General features: G+C 66.7%; 14 protein-coding genes. 5 read left to right on the top strand and 9 right to left on the bottom strand.

Annotated features, from left to right (window positions below; genetic code table 11):
• Nucleotides 1-190 precede the first annotated feature (190 nt).
• A complete protein-coding gene (htpX, locus tag ASF90_RS15285) occupies nucleotides 191-1,069 on the bottom strand; it encodes a protease HtpX (RefSeq protein WP_055851942.1) in 879 nt (292 codons plus the stop codon).
• Nucleotides 1,070-1,166: 97 nt separating this feature from the next.
• On the opposite strand from htpX, the gene gluQRS reads away from it, so the two are divergent.
• The 3 genes from gluQRS (at nucleotide 1,167) to phaR (ending at nucleotide 3,627) form a co-directional block, all read left to right on the top strand.
• On the top strand, nucleotides 1,167-2,066 hold the full coding sequence (gluQRS, locus tag ASF90_RS15280) for a tRNA glutamyl-Q(34) synthetase GluQRS (protein ID WP_055851939.1): 900 nt from the start codon (nucleotides 1,167-1,169) through the stop codon (nucleotides 2,064-2,066).
• Between the two features lie 85 nt (nucleotides 2,067-2,151).
• The gene (locus ASF90_RS15275; RefSeq protein WP_055851936.1) at nucleotides 2,152-2,892 is read left to right on the top strand and encodes a beta-ketoacyl-ACP reductase; all 741 of its coding nucleotides are present in this window, start codon (nucleotides 2,152-2,154) and stop codon (nucleotides 2,890-2,892) included.
• A gap of 159 nt (nucleotides 2,893-3,051) precedes the next feature.
• Nucleotides 3,052-3,627 carry a polyhydroxyalkanoate synthesis repressor PhaR gene (phaR, locus tag ASF90_RS15270; protein ID WP_005994381.1) on the top strand — a complete coding sequence of 192 codons (576 nt, stop codon included), beginning with the start codon at nucleotides 3,052-3,054 and terminating at the stop codon, nucleotides 3,625-3,627.
• A 47-nt stretch (nucleotides 3,628-3,674) separates the two neighbouring features.
• Here phaR and ASF90_RS15265 read toward each other — a convergent pair whose 3' ends face one another.
• The 6 genes from ASF90_RS15265 to ASF90_RS15240 all read right to left on the bottom strand — a co-directional run bounded on the left by ASF90_RS15265 (nucleotide 3,675) and on the right by ASF90_RS15240 (nucleotide 11,338).
• Nucleotides 3,675-4,637, bottom strand: coding sequence for a TraB/GumN family protein (locus tag ASF90_RS15265; RefSeq protein WP_055851933.1), 963 nt, complete (start codon nucleotides 4,635-4,637; stop codon nucleotides 3,675-3,677).
• 33 nt (nucleotides 4,638-4,670) lie between these two features.
• Complete coding sequence (locus tag ASF90_RS15260; RefSeq protein WP_055851931.1) at nucleotides 4,671-5,606, bottom strand: DUF1684 domain-containing protein; 936 nt, start codon at nucleotides 5,604-5,606, stop codon at nucleotides 4,671-4,673.
• Nucleotides 5,606-7,477, bottom strand: coding sequence for a DNA mismatch repair endonuclease MutL (gene mutL, locus ASF90_RS15255; protein WP_055852319.1), 1,872 nt, complete (start codon nucleotides 7,475-7,477; stop codon nucleotides 5,606-5,608). Before mutL ends, ASF90_RS15260 begins: the two co-directional genes overlap by 1 nt.
• Before the next feature lie 138 nt (nucleotides 7,478-7,615).
• Entirely contained in the window at nucleotides 7,616-9,283 is a 1,668-nt protein-coding gene (locus ASF90_RS15250) for an N-acetylmuramoyl-L-alanine amidase (protein ID WP_193552597.1), read from the bottom strand.
• Nucleotides 9,284-9,353: 70 nt separating this feature from the next.
• Nucleotides 9,354-9,854, bottom strand: a complete 501-nt coding sequence (gene tsaE / locus ASF90_RS15245; protein WP_055851926.1) for a tRNA (adenosine(37)-N6)-threonylcarbamoyltransferase complex ATPase subunit type 1 TsaE — start codon at nucleotides 9,852-9,854, stop codon at nucleotides 9,354-9,356.
• Entirely contained in the window at nucleotides 9,851-11,338 is a 1,488-nt protein-coding gene (locus tag ASF90_RS15240; RefSeq protein ID WP_055851922.1) for a bifunctional ADP-dependent NAD(P)H-hydrate dehydratase/NAD(P)H-hydrate epimerase, read from the bottom strand. The genes tsaE and ASF90_RS15240 overlap by 4 nt, the downstream gene beginning before the upstream one ends.
• 24 nt (nucleotides 11,339-11,362) lie before the next feature.
• Between ASF90_RS15240 and queG the strand changes: the two genes are divergently transcribed.
• Together queG and xseA are read left to right on the top strand one after the other, a co-directional pair.
• On the top strand, nucleotides 11,363-12,430 hold the full coding sequence (gene queG, locus ASF90_RS15235) for a tRNA epoxyqueuosine(34) reductase QueG (protein WP_055851918.1): 1,068 nt from the start codon (nucleotides 11,363-11,365) through the stop codon (nucleotides 12,428-12,430).
• A gap of 54 nt (nucleotides 12,431-12,484) precedes the next feature.
• Entirely contained in the window at nucleotides 12,485-13,822 is a 1,338-nt protein-coding gene (gene xseA, locus ASF90_RS15230) for an exodeoxyribonuclease VII large subunit (protein ID WP_055851915.1), read from the top strand.
• Between the two features lie 317 nt (nucleotides 13,823-14,139).
• Here the strand turns inward: xseA and ASF90_RS15225 are convergent, their stop codons facing one another.
• Together ASF90_RS15225 and ASF90_RS15220 are read right to left on the bottom strand one after the other, a co-directional pair.
• Complete coding sequence (locus ASF90_RS15225; protein ID WP_055851912.1) at nucleotides 14,140-15,387, bottom strand: virulence factor; 1,248 nt, start codon at nucleotides 15,385-15,387, stop codon at nucleotides 14,140-14,142.
• A 437-nt stretch (nucleotides 15,388-15,824) separates the two neighbouring features.
• The gene (locus ASF90_RS15220; protein ID WP_055852314.1) at nucleotides 15,825-17,642 is read right to left on the bottom strand and encodes a formylglycine-generating enzyme family protein; all 1,818 of its coding nucleotides are present in this window, start codon (nucleotides 17,640-17,642) and stop codon (nucleotides 15,825-15,827) included.
• Between the last annotated feature and the right edge of the window lie 119 nt (nucleotides 17,643-17,761).

Here is a 17,761-nt window from a genome sequence, read left to right as displayed (position 1 = left end):
CCGCAATGCGCGGGTTTTTTGTTGTCTTTCAAGCCGATACGCAGTCGACCGGATTCCGACCAGGCGATGCAGCGGGCACTGTTTCGTTGAGCATCGGCGGTGCGCTCATGTGGCCGTTGCACCGACGATCGATGCTGATGACGGCAGCGCCTTGTGCATCACACGGAGCCGCCGCGATCTCCGGTGCCGCTTACAGTGCAGCGCCATTGGCCGCACGCAACGCGGCAAGGCGCTCGGTCAGCGGCGGGTGGCTCAGGAACAGGCGACGCAAGCCATTGCCCACACCACCGGAGATACCGAACGCCTGCACCTGCGAGGGCAAGGTGCTCTGGCCGTGGTTGAGCGACAGCCGCTCCAGCGCGGCGATCATCTTGCTGCGCCCGGCCAGCTGCGCGCCACCGGCATCGGCGCGAAACTCGCGCCGACGCGAGAACCACATTGCAATCATGGTCGCGAACATGCCCAACACCATCTCCAGCGCGAACACGATGATGTAGTAGGCAAAGCCGCGGCCGCCCTCGCGATTGCCTGACAAGGTGCTGTCGATGATGCCGCCGACCACGCGCGCCAACACGATCACGAAGGTATTCAACACGCCTTGCAACAGCGCCATGGTCACCATGTCGCCGTTGGCAACGTGGGCGATTTCATGACCTAGCACCGCTTCGGCCTCGTCCTGGCTCATGTTCTGCAGCAGGCCGGTGGAGACCGCGACCAGGGCATTGTTGCGATTGGCGCCGGTTGCGAAGGCATTGATTTCCGGGCCCTCGTAGACCGCCACTTCCGGCATGCCGATGCCGGCGGCCTGCGCCTGACGCCGTACCGTCTCCAGCAACCACCGCTCGGTCGGGGTGCGCGGCTCGGTGATGACCTGCGCACCGGTGCTGCGCTTGGCCATGAATTTGGACAGCAGCAGGGAAATGAACGCACCGCCGAAACCGAAGATGGCGCCCATCACCAGCAAGCCGCTCATCTGCGCGGAATTGACGCCCAAGACCGACATCACAATGCTGGCGAGGAACAACACCGCCAGATTGGTCAGCAGGAACAGGAAAATGCGGTTGAACATGACGCGCTTGCTCCACTGATGCAGGGTGAACTGTTGCGGATTTGCGGCCGTCGCGACTTGAAATCAAGCAAGCACCTGACCGACGATTCAGCTGCCCATGCCATTGCCCCTCTACCGCGGCCGCTTCGCGCCCTCCCCGACCGGCCCCCTGCACTTCGGCTCCCTGCTGGCGGCGTTCGGCAGCTGGTTGCTCGCTCGCCATGCCGATGGGCAGTGGTGCGTGCGTATCGAGGACATCGACCCGCCACGCGCTGAAGCAGGCGCGTCCGAACGCCAGCTGCGCAGCCTGGCCGCGTTCGGGCTGATCTCGGACCTGCCAGTGATCCGTCAATCCGACCGCGATGCGCAGTACACCGGCGCAATCGCCGCACTGCTTGAGGCCGGACTGGCGTTCGAATGCAGCTGCAGCCGTGCCGATCTGGCCGAGATGGGGGGCATCCACCACGCCTGCGTCGCGCCGCTGGGCGACCGGCGCGCGGTGCGCCTGCGGGTGCCGCCACAAGCGCCGCTCGGCTTCGACGATGCCTTGCAAGGCCATGTGCAGCAGGACGTGTACGCCGACGTTGGCGATGTGGTGTTGCGCCGTGCCGATGGCTATTGGGCATACCAGTTGGCGGTGGTGGTGGACGATGCACTGCAAGGCATCACCGATGTCGTGCGCGGCGCCGACCTGCTCGACTCCACCCCGCGCCAACTCCTGCTGCAGCGCGCCCTGAACCTGCCGCAGCCGCGCTATCTGCATCTGCCGCTGATCCTGGATGCCGATGGCCGCAAGTTGTCCAAATCGCATGGTGCGCCCGCACTGGACGACGCCAATCCGTTGCCGGCGCTGCGTGCCGCCTGGCAGGCCCTCGGCCAGGTGGCGTCCGCCCTGCCGCCGCGTGCGGATATCGACACGCTGCTGCAGCACGCCGTGCAGCATTTTTCGCCCGACCTGCTACCGCGCACCTGCGCCCTGGGCAGCGATGGGCGCGCATCGCAGCCCCGGCGTGACTAGAATTGCGACCCAGCATCGGCATCCGGGTGCGGCGCCTGCGCCGGCACCCTGATCGCCCCGGACTTACCTGCTTATTGGAGTCGTCATGACATCTCGCGTCGCATTGGTCACCGGCGGCACCGGCGGTATCGGTACCGCCATCTGCAAGCGCCTTGCCGACCAGGGCCATAAGGTGGCCAGCAACTTCCGCAACGAGGAAAAGGCGCGCGACTGGCAGCAGCGCATGCAGGCGCAGGGCTACGCATTTGCCCTGTTCCGCGGCGATGTGGCGTCGTCCGAGCATGCGCGTGCACTGGTCGAGGAGGTGGAAGCGTCGCTGGGGCCGATCGAGGTCCTGGTCAACAACGCCGGCATCACCCGCGATACCACCTTCCACCGCATGACTGCCGAGCAATGGCACGACGTCATCAACACCAACCTCAACTCGGTGTTCAACGTCACCCGCCCGGTGATCGAAGGCATGCGCAAGCGCGGCTGGGGCCGGGTGATCCAGATCAGTTCCATCAACGGGCTCAAGGGCCAGTACGGCCAGGCCAACTACGCAGCCGCCAAGGCCGGCATGCACGGCTTCACCATTTCGCTGGCGCGCGAAAACGCCGCGTTCGGGGTCACGGTCAATACGGTCTCGCCCGGTTACGTGGCCACCGACATGGTGATGGCGGTACCGGAAGAGGTCCGCGCCAAGATCGTGGCCGACATCCCGACCGGCCGGCTGGGACGCCCGGAAGAGATCGCCTATGCCGTAGCGTTTCTGGTGGCGGAAGAGGCCGCCTGGATTACCGGGTCCAATCTGGACATCAACGGCGGGCACCACATGGGCTGGTAACGTTTGCTGCAACTTTGCGGTGCAGCATGGATTTGGATCAAAAACCATGCTGCGCAACATTTTTAATGTGTCCGCTTAAGCAAATAAGGGCTTCTGACTGTTGCAACCGCTGCTGCGCTGCGCCATCCTGCGCGCACTATCAGTGTGAGTGAACGTTCCATGGCCGGACTTCGCATCATCAAGAAGTATCCCAATCGCCGTCTCTACGACACCGAGATTTCCAGCTATATCACCATCGAAGATGTGCGCCAGTTGATCATCGACGGCGAAGAGTTCGAAGTCCGCGATGCCAAGAGTGGCGAAGATTTAAGTCGTGCCGTCTTGTTGCAGATCATTGCCGACCGGGAACAGGACGGCGAGCCGATGCTCTCCACCCAGTTACTGAGTCAGATCATCCGTTTCTACGGAGATTCGCTGCAGGGCTTCATGGGTAACTACCTGGAGCGCAGCATGCAGGTGTTTCTGGACCAGCAGCAGCAGTTCCGCCAGCAGATGGGCAACCTGCTCGGGCAGACCCCCTGGGCGATGATGAACCAGCTGACCGAGCGCAACCTGGAGTTGTGGCAGGAATTTCAGCGCAACTTCGGCGCCGGTTTCGGTCGTCCGGGTGGCCCTGGCACACCGCCGACCCCGCCTGGCGCCGGCAGCATGGGCAGCGGCCCGATGGGCACCGGCACGCACGGTGCGTCCAACAGCCATACCGGTACCACCGGCAAGGCCCGCAACCGCGGATGACAGCACTGCTCGCGCCTGCCAGCCTGATGGGCTGGAGGCGCGAGCAGTCAGCGGCCGGCCTGCTCCGCGCAGGCCGAGCAGATCCGCTCTACGTGGTAGCCGCGCGCACGCAGGCGCTCCACCACACCGTCGTTTCCCAAAAGATGCAGGGCGCCCACCACGACCAAGGTGGTTCCACTGCCCTTGCCCAGCTGTTTTTCCAGCCGCGGCACCCAACGCGCATTGCGTTCGACGTTGATGTCCTGATACAGCGCCGGGTACTGGCGACGCATGTCTTCGGCCATTTGCGTGGATAGCGTGTGCACGTCGCCACTGCGCCACGCCGCATGCAGCCGACGCAGCTGATCGGTGGTATCGGCTTCGTCCAGCGCTTCTTCCAGCAGCTGATGCTGCTCGGTGGGCGACATGCCATCCAGCAGGGCGATCTGTTCTTCGGCGCGCTCCAGGCCGTCGGCGGGCTTGCCGTTGGCCTGCGCCTGATCCATCAGGTAATGGTCCAGACCCGCGTTCGGGTCCATGCCTTGCCGGCTCATCTCGGCCAGGCTGATCGACAGTGCGACAAACCAGGGTTTGAGCGACTGCAGGGCGTCGATCGACATGCCGTACTTGCGCGCGTAGGCACTGAGCGCCTGCCAGGTCTTTGCGTCCAGCACGTCCTGCAGGGTGCGCCCATCGGTGCGTCGTGCCACCTGCAGCATGCGGCTGGCCAGCTGCGGCGATTGCGCATCCGACGGCGGCAGCTCGAACAGCAGACGGTCGGCCTTGGCGAATGCCTGCATCACATCCGGCGACAGCGGATAATCGCTGGGCTTGAGCACGTGGAACGAGCCCAGCAGATAGAGCGTGCCGCCCTTGCCGTCGACTTTCCACAACAGCGGCACCGGCGGGCTGGCAGGTGCGTCGTTGGCACCGCGCGCCCAGGCCGGTGCGGCCGCCCCGCTCCACAGCGCCAGGCCGATCAGCGCGCCACTGCACCAGGCAGCAACGCGCGCACGCAGGCGCACCGTCATCGCATCAACGTTCACCATATCCACCTCATCACGTCAGTGCGGCACCTTGTAGGTTTTCTCGCCGGCCGAGACCGCCAGATCGATCCGGTTTTCCGGCGGCGGCAACGGGCAGGTTGCGAAGGGAGTGAACGCGCACGGCGGGTTGTAGGCGCGATTGAAGTCCACCACCACATGACCGGACGCATCCGGCACTTCCACGTCCAGGAAGCGCCCGGCCGGATAGCTGCCGTGCCCACTGGTGCGGTCCGCGAACACCACGAACACCGGCCGCCCAGGTTCGCCGATCGTTTCCAGGCGATAGGTCTTGCCATCGCGCTCGAAGACGATGGCGCCGGCGTTGGGCTGATCGCTAATGATGCCGACGATGTCCACGATCGGGATGGTCTTGCCGACATCGTTGGGTACGTAGCGTGCGGTGATGCGCCAGGAAGGATCTACCGGCCAGTACTCCAGCCCGGCGAATTTGCTGCGCGATGGCGCATCGGCGTGCTTGACCCGCAATGCGTAGCGGTCGCCACGATGGATCAGGCTGAGCACACCCTTGCCATCGTCGAAATGGATGAACGTGGGCTGCGGATCGCGATCGGACTGGAAGCGGATCTTGCCGGTCAGCGGCTTGCCATCCACGCTGAGCGCAGCGCCACGTTCGGGCACGAACCAGACTGCCCCGCCCTCGCTGGACACCATGCCCATCTTCGGCGGCCCGACCGCGAGCCGGATGCCGCTGTCGGCGCTACTGCCGATGTAATGCGCTTTCAGCGACAGCCAATGCAGCCCGACCAGACTGGTCCAGCCATCGGGCGCACGCAGTTCGTTGATCCGGCTTTCGCGCCAGGCGGCGTTGTCGGCCAGGAACGTCTTGTCCAACGCTACCGGCGCGGCAGGCGGCGGCGCATCGCGCCCACATCCGACCAGCGTCGCTGCCACCAGCATGCCGAGCAGCCAGCCCTTCCCCGTATGCACTGCCATCAACGCCCCCTGAGAAACCAACGATCAATATCGCTCAGCGTAAACCGAGCCCAGGTGGGTCGGCCATGGTTGCATTGACCCGAGCGCTCGGTGGCTTCCATATCGCGCAGCAGCGCGTTCATTTCAGGCACGGTGAGACGTCGATTTGCGCGCACCGCGCCGTGGCAGGCCATGGTCGACAGCAGCTCGTCGCGTGCACTGGCGATGCGGCGGCTCTGACCGTGCTCGCGCAGGTCGCCCAGCACATCGCGCAGCAACGCCTCCGGCTCGGCATTGGCCAGCAAGGCGGGAATGCTGCGGACGTGCAGCGATTGCGGGCCGGCGCGGGTGATCTCGAAGCCCAGGGTAGCCAGCGTCTCGGCCTCGCGCTCGGCGGTATCGGCCTCGCGCTCGCCCACTGCCAGCGTCATCGGCACCAGCAACGGCTGCGCATGCAGGCCGATGCTGTCGTGCGCGTTCTTGAGCCGCTCGTAGCCGATGCGTTCGTGCGCGGCGTGCATGTCCACCACGATCAGGCCTTCGGCGTTTTCGGCCAGGATGTAGATGCCGTGCAACTGCGCCACCGCATAGCCCAATGGCGGCACGCCGCTGTCTTCGGCCGTGACTGGCAGACCGGTTCCGGAGAACTGCGGCAGGCTGGCGGACTGCTGCGCGCTGCCAGATGGCGGCGCATACAACGCGCTATAGGCCGCACGCGCTTCGTCCACGCGCAGACCTAACGGCGTCTGCGAGGGCGTCCAGTTGGCGTAGCTGCCTGAGCCACCCCCATTGCCGGATGCGCCGGCATACGGTGTGGCACCGTCGCCAGCGAGGTTGCCCATCCCAACAGTCGCCGCATAACCCGCACCGTCGCTACCGATGCTGTTGGGCGTCGCGCCGGCGCGTGTCTGCGCCAGCGCATCCTGCAAGGTGCGATAGACGAAGTCGTGAATCAGCCGCGCTTCGCGGAAACGCACCTCGTGCTTGGCCGGGTGTACGTTGACATCCACGCGCGCCGGGTCCAGCTCCAGAAACAGCACATACGCCGGTTGGCGGCCATGGAATAACACATCGCCGTAGGCCATCTTGACCGCGTGCGCCACGCTGCGATCGCGTACCGAACGGCCGTTGACGTAGAGATATTGCTGGTCGGTACTGGCCCGCGAGTAATGCGGTTGCGCAACCCAGCCATGCAGGCGCAGACCGGCACCGCTGTGATCGACCCGCAAAGCCTGCCGTGCGAAATCCTCGCCCAAGGTTTCGCCCAGCCGCGCATCCGAGTACAGATCGCCCGGCTTGTAGCGGCGCGACGGTTTGCCGTTGTGCGAGACGCGCAATTCCACATCCGGGCGCGCCAACGCCAACGAGCGCAGCCACTCTTCGATGTGCCCAAGTTCTGTGCGTTCGGCACGCAGAAACTTGCGACGCGCCGGCACGTTGAAGAACAACTCGCGCACTTCCACCGTGGTGCCGGGCGCATGCGCGTGCGGCGTTACTTCGCCAAGCCGCCCGCCTTCGATCTGCAACGCCGAGCCGTGTTCGGCATCGTGACGACGCGAAATCAGCGTAAAGCGGCTGACCGAGGCGATCGAAGGCAAGGCTTCGCCGCGGAAGCCGAGCGTGGCGACGGTTTCCAGATCGTCCAGCGAGGCGATCTTGCTGGTGGCATGCCGCGACACCGCCAACGGCAGTTCATCGGACGGAATGCCGCCGCCGTTATCGCGGATACGGATCAGGCGCACGCCGCCCTCTTCCAGATCGATATCCACGCGGGTAGCGCCGGCATCGAGGGCGTTTTCGACCAACTCCTTGACCACCGATGCGGGCCGCTCGACGACTTCGCCGGCAGCGATCTGGTTGATCAGGATCTCGGGTAACTGACGGATCGCCATCAGCGCGCGCTTCGGCGCTGGCAGCGCAAAACAGGGTGCATCGCGGGTGTAGCAGGCAAGACGAACGTCGGCACGGCAATCCGGCGGCGCGCAGGCGCCGTCACTCAAGGAATCAGTGCGGAATGATAGCCGAGCGGGTCAGCGACTGCCGCCGGCCACGGTGCCGACGGCATCGGCTTCGGCCTGCGCGCGCGCGGCAAACAAGGTGCCCGGAGGCGGCTGACGGGTGAAGAAGGTATCGATGCCATCCAGCACGGCGGAGGCGATCTTGCGCTGGTAGGCCGGGTCGATCAGGCGGCGTTCTTCGTCCGGATTGGAGATGAAGGCGGTTTCCACCAGCATCGCCGGCATGTCGGACGTCCGCAGCACCGCGAAGTTGGCGCGCTCCAGCTGCGGCTTGTGATTGTTGCCGATGCGCTTGAGGCCACCCAGCACATGGCCGGCGGCATCTTCGGAGGCCTTCATATGGCCGCTTTGTGCCAGGTCGAGCAGCACATTGGCCAGCGTGCTTTCGGTCTGTTGCAGACGCACGCCACCAACCAGGTCGGCGGCGTTTTCCTTATCGGCCAGCCAACGCGCGCGTTGCGAGGAGGCGCCCTTGGTCGACAGCACATACACCGACGAGCCGGTTGCACTGCGATTCTCCGCAGCGTCGGCATGGATGGAGATGAAAATGTCGGCCTTGGCGGCACGTGCTTTTTGCGCACGCATCGGCAAGGGAATGAACACGTCGGTATCGCGGGTCAAGTACGCCTTCATGCCGGGCGTGGCGTTGATCTGGCGCGCCAGTTCGCGGCCGACCGCCAGGGTCACGTCTTTTTCGCGCTTGCCGGTCGGACCCATCGCACCCGGATCCTGGCCGCCGTGACCGGGATCGATGGCAACGATCAGCGGCCGCATGCCCGGCGCCATCTTGACCCGCGAGGCTTCGCTGGGCAGCACCGGGCGCGGTGGCAGATCGTCGTCGGCGCTGGCGCCGGACGCAGTGCCGGACACGACCGCACCGGTGCCGGCAGCAGCCATCTGTGTGCTGCCGCCGTTCAAGATTGCGGCAGCGGACGCACCGCCGGTCGCAGCCGCACCAGTTGTGGGGCCCGCGACACCGCGATTAGGGATGCTGCCAGCGGGAGTCGTCGGTGCAGCCACTGCAGCCGTTGCCGGACGCGGCGTCGGCACGCCGGTGGCGACGGTGGTCGGCACCGCTGCCGGGGTGACCGTCGGCATCGCCGAGGCAGGCACGACGACCGGCGCTGGCGGTGCTGGCGGCAGCGACGACGCACGCTGCGCGGACGCAGCCAGGGCTGCGGTTGCACGCGCGGCTTCTGCTTGTGCGTTGACGGGACGCGGCGGCGGCAGTGCGGCAGGCGTGCTGGCCGCAATAGATGTCGCAACCGCAACCGCAGGCGCCGGATCGCCTGGCCACTCGATCACCAGGGTGGAGGCACTACCCAGCGTCTGCATCTGCGGCTTGAGCGCGGTGACCGGGCTTGCCAGCTCGAACACCACCCGGAAGGTGCCGGGCACCGGCTGCCCGGTGCGCACCGAGGTGACCAGGCCGCTCGCTGGCGGCAATTTCAAACCACGTGCGGCTGCCGAATCCGGGAAATCCACCACCAAACGGTTGGGGTTGGCCAACGACAGCGTCTTGAAACCGCCGCTACCGGCCAGCTGAATCTCTGCACGCGTGCCAGTGGCGCCGGTGCTGACACCGACGGTCTTGATTTCGCCGGCCCACGCAGCAAAAACCGCCAGGCTGAGGCTGGCGGTCAGGGCGGAAGCGCAGAACTGTCGGATCCCCGGTGTCATGGCGCTGGATTCAATCATCCAACCGGGCGAATTGCAAGGTGATTTCCCTTAATAATCCGTAACCTGGCGTTCATTCTTCTTGTCCGCTGGCAAAAAGAGGCTGCAACTCAGCCTGTTGAGCCACCGCATGCAGCCAGTCGCGCCCGGCTGGGCTGCGGCCCAGCAACCGTACGCTGCGCCCGTCGCCCTCCACGGCCAATTCCACGTCCAGATCCACCGGCGGCAAGATGCCTGCACCGCGCTCCGGCCATTCGACCAACCACAAACTGGCGCTGCCTTCGTCCAAGCCGAGGAAATCCAGCTCGCCGGCATTGCCGATGCGGTACAGGTCCAGATGCCAGGCTTCGTCGCCGCTGTTCAGCGGATAACGCTCGACCAGGGTGTAGGTGGGGCTGCGGATCGGGCCGGTGACGCCGAGCGCCCGCAGCAGCGCACGCGCCAGCGTGGATTTGCCAGCGCCGAGGTCGCCATGCAGTTGCACCATCGCCGTGACAGGCCGCACCGCGGCCAGGGCGCGGCCGAGTGCTTCTGTGGCTTCGGCGTCGATCAGATGTGCGTCGAGCTGATTCATGCGCTGGCTCCGGCATTGGCGAGACGACGCAGCTGCGGCAGCAGGTCGGTGGGCAACAGGCCGCGCTCGCCATCGCGTGCGGCCGCATCGCCGGCGCAGCCGTGCAGCAAGGCGCCAAGGCTGGCGGCATCGAAGGCCGACCAGCCCTGCCCCAGCAACGAGGCGATCACTCCGGTCAGCAGGTCGCCCATGCCGCCGACGGCCATGCCGGGATTACCGGCGTCGACGATCCGCGGCACCGCATGCGGCGCGGCCACCACCGTACCGGCCCCCTTGAGCACCACTACTGCATCAAACCGCTGGGCCAACGCGGCAGCGGCGGCCAAGCGATCGCGCTGCACCTGCGCAGTGGGGATTCCCAGCAGCCGCCCTGCTTCGCCGGGATGCGGGGTCAATACGCGCGGGCCGCGCGGCGGCGCGGCGGTGGCCGCCAGCAGATTCAGGCCATCGGCATCGATGACGACCGCACTGTCCGACCCCAGCACGCCTTGCCACAACGCGCGCGCCCAGTCGTCCTGGCCCAGTCCCGGCCCAAGCGCAACGACATCGGCGGCATCGGCCAGTGCGGCGATGTCGTCACCCGCCTGCACGGCGCGCACCATCGCTTCGGGGCAGCGCGCCAGCAGTGCGGTGACATGCTCGGCGCGGGTGGCGACCTGCACCAACCCTGCGCCGCTGCGCAATGCGGCTTCGGCGGTCAGCAGGATTGCGCCGCCGCTGCCGAGATTGCCGCCGACGCACAGCACACGCCCCGATTCGCCCTTGTGCGTATTGCGCCGACGCGGCCGCAAGTGCGCGGACAGGGCGTCAATGTCCCAGCTGTGTGCGGCCGGATGCAGCCCATCGAATGCGGAGACCGGCACGTCCAGCGCGGCGATGCCGCGTTCGCCCGTATATTCCAGTGCGTCGCCGGTATACAGGCCGAGATGCGGGACGATGAACTGCAAGGTGATCTCCGCGCGCACCGCGGTCTCGAAAGCGACACCGTGGTCGGCATCGATCCCGCTGGGCACATCCAGCGCCAGCACCGGGGTGCCGGCCGCGTTGATGGCCTCGATCAAGGCGGCGGTCTGCGTATCGGGCGCGCGGTTCAGGCCGATACCGAACAGCGCATCGACAATGACATCGGCCTGCGCCAGCGGAGTTGGAAACAGCTCGATCGCACCGCCAACCGCCAGATAATCGGTGCAGGCGCGCTGGGCCAGCGCCGAGGCCGGGCCGTGCTCGGGCAGATGCACCACGCACACCTGGCATCCGGCGCGTTGCGCCAGTCGCGCCAGCACGTAGCCATCGCCGCCGTTGTTGCCGGTGCCGCACACCACCACGATGCGTCGCGCCTGCGGCCAGCGTTCCAGCAACCATTGCCAGGCGGCCTGCCCGGCACGTTGCATCAAGGTGTAGCCATCGCCACCCAGCAGCGTGGTGGCCTGCGCATCGAGCGTGCGCGCGGCAGCAGTGTCGTAAAGAGCGAGCGGTGCGTACATGCCGGGAATTCTATACTTGTCGCCATGTCTGCCGCCCTCGCCCACCCCGACCCCACCCATGCTGCAGCGCGCATCCGTGCGCTTGCGCGCGAAGCGGGCTTTCAACGCTGCGGCATCACCGGTATCGAGCTGGGCGAAGACGAGGCGCATCTGCGCAGCTGGCTGGAAGAAGGCCTGTACGGAACGATGCACTGGATGGCCCAGCACGGCGACAAGCGCTCGCGTCCGCAGGAGCTGGTGCCGGGCACCTTGCGGGTGTTGTCGGTGGGCATGGATTACGGCCGCAAGGACGACACCGAGGCCTGGACGACCTTGCACGATGGCACCCGCGCATACGTGGCGCGTTATGCATTGGGCCGCGATTACCACAAGCTGATGCGCAACCGGCTGCAGAAGCTGGCCGAGCGCATCCAGGGCGAGATCGGCGCTTTCGGCTACCGCGTATTCGTCGATTCCGCACCGGTACTGGAGCGCGCGCTGGCCCGCAACGCCGGGCTGGGCTGGATCGGCAAACACACCTGCCTGATCGATCGCAACGGCGGCTCGTGGTTCTTTCTGGGCGAGATCTACCTGGATCTGCCGCTGCCGGTCGACACGCCCGCCACAGCGCATTGCGGCACCTGCACGCGTTGCATCGATATCTGCCCGACCCAGGCCATCATTGCGCCGTATCGGCTGGATGCACGCCGCTGCATCGCCTATCTCACCATCGAGCACGATGGTGCGATTCCCGAAGAAATGCGCAAGCCGATCGGCAACCGCATCTTCGGCTGCGACGACTGCCAGCTGGTCTGCCCCTGGAACAAGTTCGCCCAACGCACCGATGAGGCCGACTTCCGCGCCCGCAACGCATTGGATGTGGCGACGCTGCCGCAGCTGTTCGCCTGGGACGAAGCCGAGTTCCTGCAACGTACCGAAGGCAGCCCGATCCGCCGCAGCGGCCATCAGCGTTGGTTGCGCAATATCGCCGTCGGCCTGGGCAATGCGCCCGGCACGCCGGAGGTGTTGGCGGCGTTGGAAGCCCGTCGCCACGACGCGTCGGAGCTGGTCCGCGAACACGTGGGCTGGGCACTGGCGCAACACGGCATCTGAGTTTCCAGCCGCTGCGCTCACGCATGCGCATCGCCACTGCGGGATAATGCGGCGATGGCAGAACGCAACCAACAGATCCTCACTCCCAGCCAGCTCAACACATTGGCGCGCGACCTGCTGGAAGGCAGCTTCCCGTTGGTCTGGGTGGAAGCCGAACTAAGCAGCGTCACCCGCCCGTCTTCCGGCCATCTGTATTTCACGCTCAAGGATGCGCGCGCGCAGATCCGCTGCGCGATGTTCAAGCCCAAGAGCACCTGGCTGAAGTTTCAGCCACGCGAAGGCCTGCGCGTGCTCGCACGCGGCCGCTTGACCCTGTACGAAGCGCGCGGCGACTACCAGCTGGTGCTCGACCACATGGAAGAAGCCGGCGAAGGCGCGCTGCGGCGGGCTTTCGACGAACTGCGTGCGCGACTTGCGGCAGAAGGCCTGTTCGATGCCGAGCGCAAGCAGCCGTTGCCTGCGCACGTGCGGCGACTGGCGGTAATCACCTCGCCCAGCGGTGCGGCGGTGCGCGACGTGCTCAGCGTGCTGGCACGACGCTTCCCGCTGCTGGAAGTGGACCTGTTGCCGTCGCTGGTGCAAGGCGACAGCGCTGCGGCGCAAGTCACCTCGCTGCTGCAGCGCGCCGATGCGTCCGGGCGCTACGACGTCATCCTGATCACCCGTGGCGGCGGTTCGCTGGAAGATCTGTGGGCGTTCAACGACGAGCGCCTGGCGCGTGCGATTGCCGCTGCGCAGACGCCGGTGGTGTCGGCGGTGGGCCACGAGACCGACTTCAGCCTCAGCGATTTTGTGGCCGACGTGCGTGCCCCCACACCGTCGGTGGCGGCCGAATTGCTGGTGCCCGATCAGCGCGAACTGGTGGCACGGGTGCGGCGCGCACGCGCGCGCATCGCCCAGCTGCAACAGCACGCATTGGGCAATGCGATGCAACGCGCCGACCGGCTTGCATTGCGCTTGCGGGCGCACAGCCCGCAAGCGCGATTGCAGCTGTTGCAGCGCCGCCAGGAAGAAGCCGGCCGGCAGTTGCGCGCGCGCATGACCCAACTGCTGGAACGTCTGCAGGCACGCGTGCAACGCGGGCAGACGCGCCTGCAGGCACAGAACCCGCAACGCAATCTGGCCACCTTGCAGCAACGGTTGCGCGCATTACACCCGCAGGCGGCGATGCAACGGCGGCTGCAGCACGATCAATTACGTTTGCGCGGCCTAGTGCGCTCGCTGGAAGCGGTCAGCCCGCTCGCCACCGTGGCACGCGGTTATGCCATCGTCACCCGTCCTGCCGATGGCAGCGTGGTGCGCAGCGCCGCCGACGTGACGCCGGGCGAGCGCCTGCGTGCGCAACTGGCCGATGGCAGCATCGCGGTGCGGGTCGAGCCGAGCGACGACTGACGGCGACAACGCGCGTGCGGGTGCTTGTGCCGGATAACTCACGGCGCACTGTCAGACCGCAGGCGGTATCGTCGCGGCGATGGTGTGCAGTGACTGCTCTTAGTAGCGCGGATGCAGGTACTTGTGCCGCATGACCGACAGCGCGTTGGCGACCGCATCCTGCGTGGTCGCGACAACGATGAGCAGCGGAGGCTTGCAGCAATGCCCTCGTGTGCGCCGCCGCTGCGTTGCGTACTTTGCCCGCGCAGCCGCAACCGCCTGCCGATATCTCAAACCGCCATGAGGCTTTGCACGCATGGCAAGGGCATGAACACGCGCTAGCCGTGGGCAGGTATCTGCGCCGCATGCTGCCAGCCCTGCATCAACACGCCGGCCAGCACCACCGGGTCGTGATCGAAGTGATGCCCGCCAGGCCGCATCACAACCTCCACGCCGCGCGTGCGCAGCTCCGGGCATAGCGTGTCTTTTTCTTCGCTGCCGTAAATACATTGCAGACGATGCGCATCCAGCGACTGGATCGCAGGTTCGACATCGCGCTCGGCGTCGTTATGCCAGCCCAGCCAGCCGCCGACGCGCACTTTGAAGTCGGCCTGATGACCAAGCCCGAGCAGGCTGACGAACTGCACCGAGGCGCGCTGCTGCGGCGACAGGTCCGGGTAGGCGAACGGCAGCACGTCGGCGCCGAACGAGTAACCGACCAGCGCCACGTGATGGATATGCCACCGTTGCCGATAGGCGGCGATCACCCGGTCAAGATCTGCGCCCACCTGCTGCGGCGTGCGGCTGGCCCAGAAGTAGCGCAGGCTGTTCCAGCCCACCACCGACACGCCCTGCTGCTGCAACTGCGCGGCAATGCCCTTGTCCAGCTCGCGCCAGCCGCCATCGCCGGACAGCATCACCACCAGCTTGTCGCTGCCGGGGGCGTGCAGTTCGACCAACGGCAGATCGCCCAGACCCTGCGCCTGCGCTGCCTGGAAGTGGCCGCGCGTGGCTGCGGCAATCTGCATGGGGCTGGCATCGTCGACCAAATCATCGAGGAAGCCCTGATTGGCATCGGGCACATCGCGCGAACAGGCCAGGCCCGCCTCCTTGGTGCCGGCATCGGCGACCACCGCGCCGCCGAGCACGTCGGGCGCGGCAGACGCCAAGGCCTGACGCGCCAGCACCGCGCCATCGCCCTGCCCCACCAGCACCGGCGGCAGGAACGCGTCCACGTGTTCGGCACGCAGCAATTTCTTGCCGAGCCGCTCGGCGTCGTCGGCCAGCGAGCTGCAAGCGGCGTGGTGCGAGCGCACACGTTCACGGTAGCTGGCGGTATCGATCACCGCAACCAACGCACCGTCGTTGCTCAGCATGTCGGCCAGTTGTTGCGCCTGCTGCGGATGGCCGCTATCGGGCAATAGCACCACCATCGCCTTGGGCGCGCCTTCCGGGCGGACCACTTCCACCGAGCGGTAATGCCCGGCGGTGTTGCCGTCCTGCATATGCCGCGCAACGGCATAGCCACTACCGCCGATCAGCAGGATTGCCACGACCCAACGAAACAGTTTGATCCCCATGCCCATCGCAGCAGTCCTTCAGAAGCGCTGGCGCTTCGACCTCGGTCTGCGCCAACGGTTCCGGCCTGGTGCGGGCGGGTGTTCGCTGCGGTTAAGCCATGGGACTCGGGAACGCTGCAGATGGCGGCCGGTTAGCTCCTGGTCCTGAAGGCGGCAAAGGACGCAGTCATTACCGGCCATGTTCCCTTGCAGCGGCAGCATTGTCGGATCGACCTACCTTGATCCCTACGTCATCCGTGCCAGCGTGCGTGTGCGGTTGCCGCTGTGTCTGCTCTGGACGGTGTTGCTCGGCCGGCGAAGCGTGTCGTCCACGCGGCAAAGTGCCACCGCGTCACCGCTGGCTAGCAGCCAAGGCAGCTCCACTGGGCGAGAAGCGACTCTGCCGCGCCAAACGCGGGCAACCCGACCGCACGCTCGGCGCCTACTTCGCCGCAACCGCGCAACTAGATCCCGCGTGCCAGCCGGAAACCGATGCGCGCACTGGTGCTATCGGAGTCCTGCGACTGCCGCCAGGCCGCACGCGTCTGCTGCGGCGAATTGGCCCAGCTGCCACCGCGGATCATGCGCTGCCGGCAGCCCGGGTTGAACCACGCCGCGCCGTCGGCCGGTGCTCGCCGATAACTGGCGTGCCAGCAATCGGCCACCCATTCGCTCAGGTTGCCGCCCATGTCGTGCAGGCCCCACGCATTGGCGCGGAAGCTGCCCGCCGGTGCCGGCCCCCAGAACCCATCGCCGTAACCGACGAAGCCGTTATTCCAGTGCCGGCCGCTGCGCGAGACGTCGTTGCCGCCGGTGAAATTGCCTGCATCGCGCGGTGGCGAGCCGGCCTTGCCCCACGGATAGCGTCCGGTGGTGCCGGCGCGCACCGCGTACTCGAACTCGGCCTCGCTGGGCACGTGGTAATGCCGGCCAGTCTGTTCCGACAGCCATGACGCATAGGCTTCGGCATCACGGACGCTGACGTGCATCACCGGACTGTTGGGCGCGGCCTGCGCGCCGTTGTAGTCGGACTGCCAGTCCACCCCGCTGCGGCGGATGAAGTTGCCGCTGCGCTCGTCGTACACCACCGAGTGTCCGCGCCGGGTGGCACGTGGACGCGCGCCGGTGGCTTCGACGAACTGGCGGAATTCGGCGACCGTCACTTCGGTGATCGACAGTGCGAAGCCGCGCGCGAAGCGCACGTAATGCGCCGGGCGCTCGTTGTCGGATGCCCCCGGTTCGGCGTCGCCTGCGCCCATCTGAAAGGCGCCATGCGGCACCACGATCATCTGCGGCCCACGGCCACCGACCTTGAGCCCATCGGTGAACACCTGCCCGGGACGGAAGCTGCCGTAGTGGGTGGCCAATTCCAGGCGACGCCGCAGGTCGCCGGCCATCGGGTCGCCCGGATCGGCGATACGCAGCACTTCCGCCAGTTTCTCGCCGGCCGCCTTGAGCCCGCGCGGCGAGGTCAGATCGTGCAGACCGGCGTCGTGCAAGGCGGCAATCTGCGCACGCCGGGTGCGCTCGATGCGCGCGCGCGCATCGGCAATGGTCGGCGCGCGGTCGCGCACCTGCCCCGCCATCTGCAACCAGTAACGCGCGCCGATGAAATCGGCAGCGTCGGCGGCCTGTTCGGCGCGTTCCAGCAAGCCGCTTTCCACTGCCGCCAGGCCCTGGCGCGTGCGTGGGTTGTCGGGGTCCAGCTGCGCGGCATCGCGAAAATTCGCCAGCGCGCCATTGCCATCTTCGCCCAGGCGGCCACCGCGCAGATCTTCTTCGCCGGCGCGGTTGAAACCGAGCACGCGTTGCGCGGTTTCAACATCGCTTTGCAAGGCGCGTACCTTCGGGTCCTTGGGTGCAAGCGCCAAGGCAACGATGGCGAGCTCGCGCGCCTGGTCTAGCGCATCGTCCTGCCGATCGGTCTGTGCAACCAGCGCCTGCCCGCGTTCGATCAAGCGTGCGCGTGCCTGTTCCAGGCCACGCCGGCTGGCCGCATCCTTGCCACCGGCACGTTGTTCGATCGCCAGATACAGCGGGATCGCATCGTCCGCATCGCGATACAGGCGGTCGTCCTGCAGGGCTTGGTCGGCGCGCTTGCGTGCCTGCGCCAAGGGCTCGTCGCCCAGCTCCACCGCCGGTGGCTGCCACTGCGCGACCGTCTCGGCGGATTCTTCGCCACCGATGGACACATTCGGTTTGTTCGGCTGCGCAGACGCTGCCGGCTGTCGCGCAGCCGCGGGCGCCGGTGTCGGCGCGGGGGCACGCGAACAGGCGCACATGCTGAGCGCGACCAGTGCCCACGCTGCCATCCGGTTACCGCACTTACCCACCACCTGCTCCTTCCAGTGCTCTGCCGCACGACAGGCGATCGCGACGTTAGGCTATTCTGCGCGTTCTG

This window comes from Xanthomonas sp. Leaf148, assembly GCF_001423585.1.
In the GTDB taxonomy this organism is placed as follows: Bacteria; Pseudomonadota; Gammaproteobacteria; order Xanthomonadales; family Xanthomonadaceae; genus Xanthomonas.
This window is presented reverse-complemented; position numbering and strand designations above follow the sequence as displayed.

Bases quoted from the DNA above. Each gene is read 5' to 3' on its own strand.
- tsaE (WP_055851926.1), bottom strand. From the start codon at position 9,854: ATGAATCAGCTCGACGCACATCTGATCGACGCCGAAGCCACAGAAGCA.
- queG (WP_055851918.1), top strand. From the start codon at position 11,363: ATGTCTGCCGCCCTCGCCCACCCCGACCCCACCCATGCTGCAGCGCGC.
- ASF90_RS15265 (WP_055851933.1), bottom strand. From the start codon at position 4,637: ATGACGGTGCGCCTGCGTGCGCGCGTTGCTGCCTGGTGCAGTGGCGCG.
- ASF90_RS15275 (WP_055851936.1), top strand. From the start codon at position 2,152: ATGACATCTCGCGTCGCATTGGTCACCGGCGGCACCGGCGGTATCGGT.
- phaR (WP_005994381.1), top strand. From the start codon at position 3,052: ATGGCCGGACTTCGCATCATCAAGAAGTATCCCAATCGCCGTCTCTAC.
- mutL (WP_055852319.1), bottom strand. From the start codon at position 7,477: ATGGCGATCCGTCAGTTACCCGAGATCCTGATCAACCAGATCGCTGCC.
- ASF90_RS15240 (WP_055851922.1), bottom strand. From the start codon at position 11,338: ATGTACGCACCGCTCGCTCTTTACGACACTGCTGCCGCGCGCACGCTC.
- xseA (WP_055851915.1), top strand. From the start codon at position 12,485: ATGGCAGAACGCAACCAACAGATCCTCACTCCCAGCCAGCTCAACACA.
- gluQRS (WP_055851939.1), top strand. From the start codon at position 1,167: ATGCCATTGCCCCTCTACCGCGGCCGCTTCGCGCCCTCCCCGACCGGC.
- ASF90_RS15250 (WP_193552597.1), bottom strand. From the start codon at position 9,283: ATGACACCGGGGATCCGACAGTTCTGCGCTTCCGCCCTGACCGCCAGC.
- htpX (WP_055851942.1), bottom strand. From the start codon at position 1,069: ATGTTCAACCGCATTTTCCTGTTCCTGCTGACCAATCTGGCGGTGTTG.
- ASF90_RS15220 (WP_055852314.1), bottom strand. From the start codon at position 17,642: ATGTGCGCCTGTTCGCGTGCCCCCGCGCCGACACCGGCGCCCGCGGCT.
- ASF90_RS15260 (WP_055851931.1), bottom strand. From the start codon at position 5,606: ATGGCAGTGCATACGGGGAAGGGCTGGCTGCTCGGCATGCTGGTGGCA.
- ASF90_RS15225 (WP_055851912.1), bottom strand. From the start codon at position 15,387: ATGGGCATGGGGATCAAACTGTTTCGTTGGGTCGTGGCAATCCTGCTG.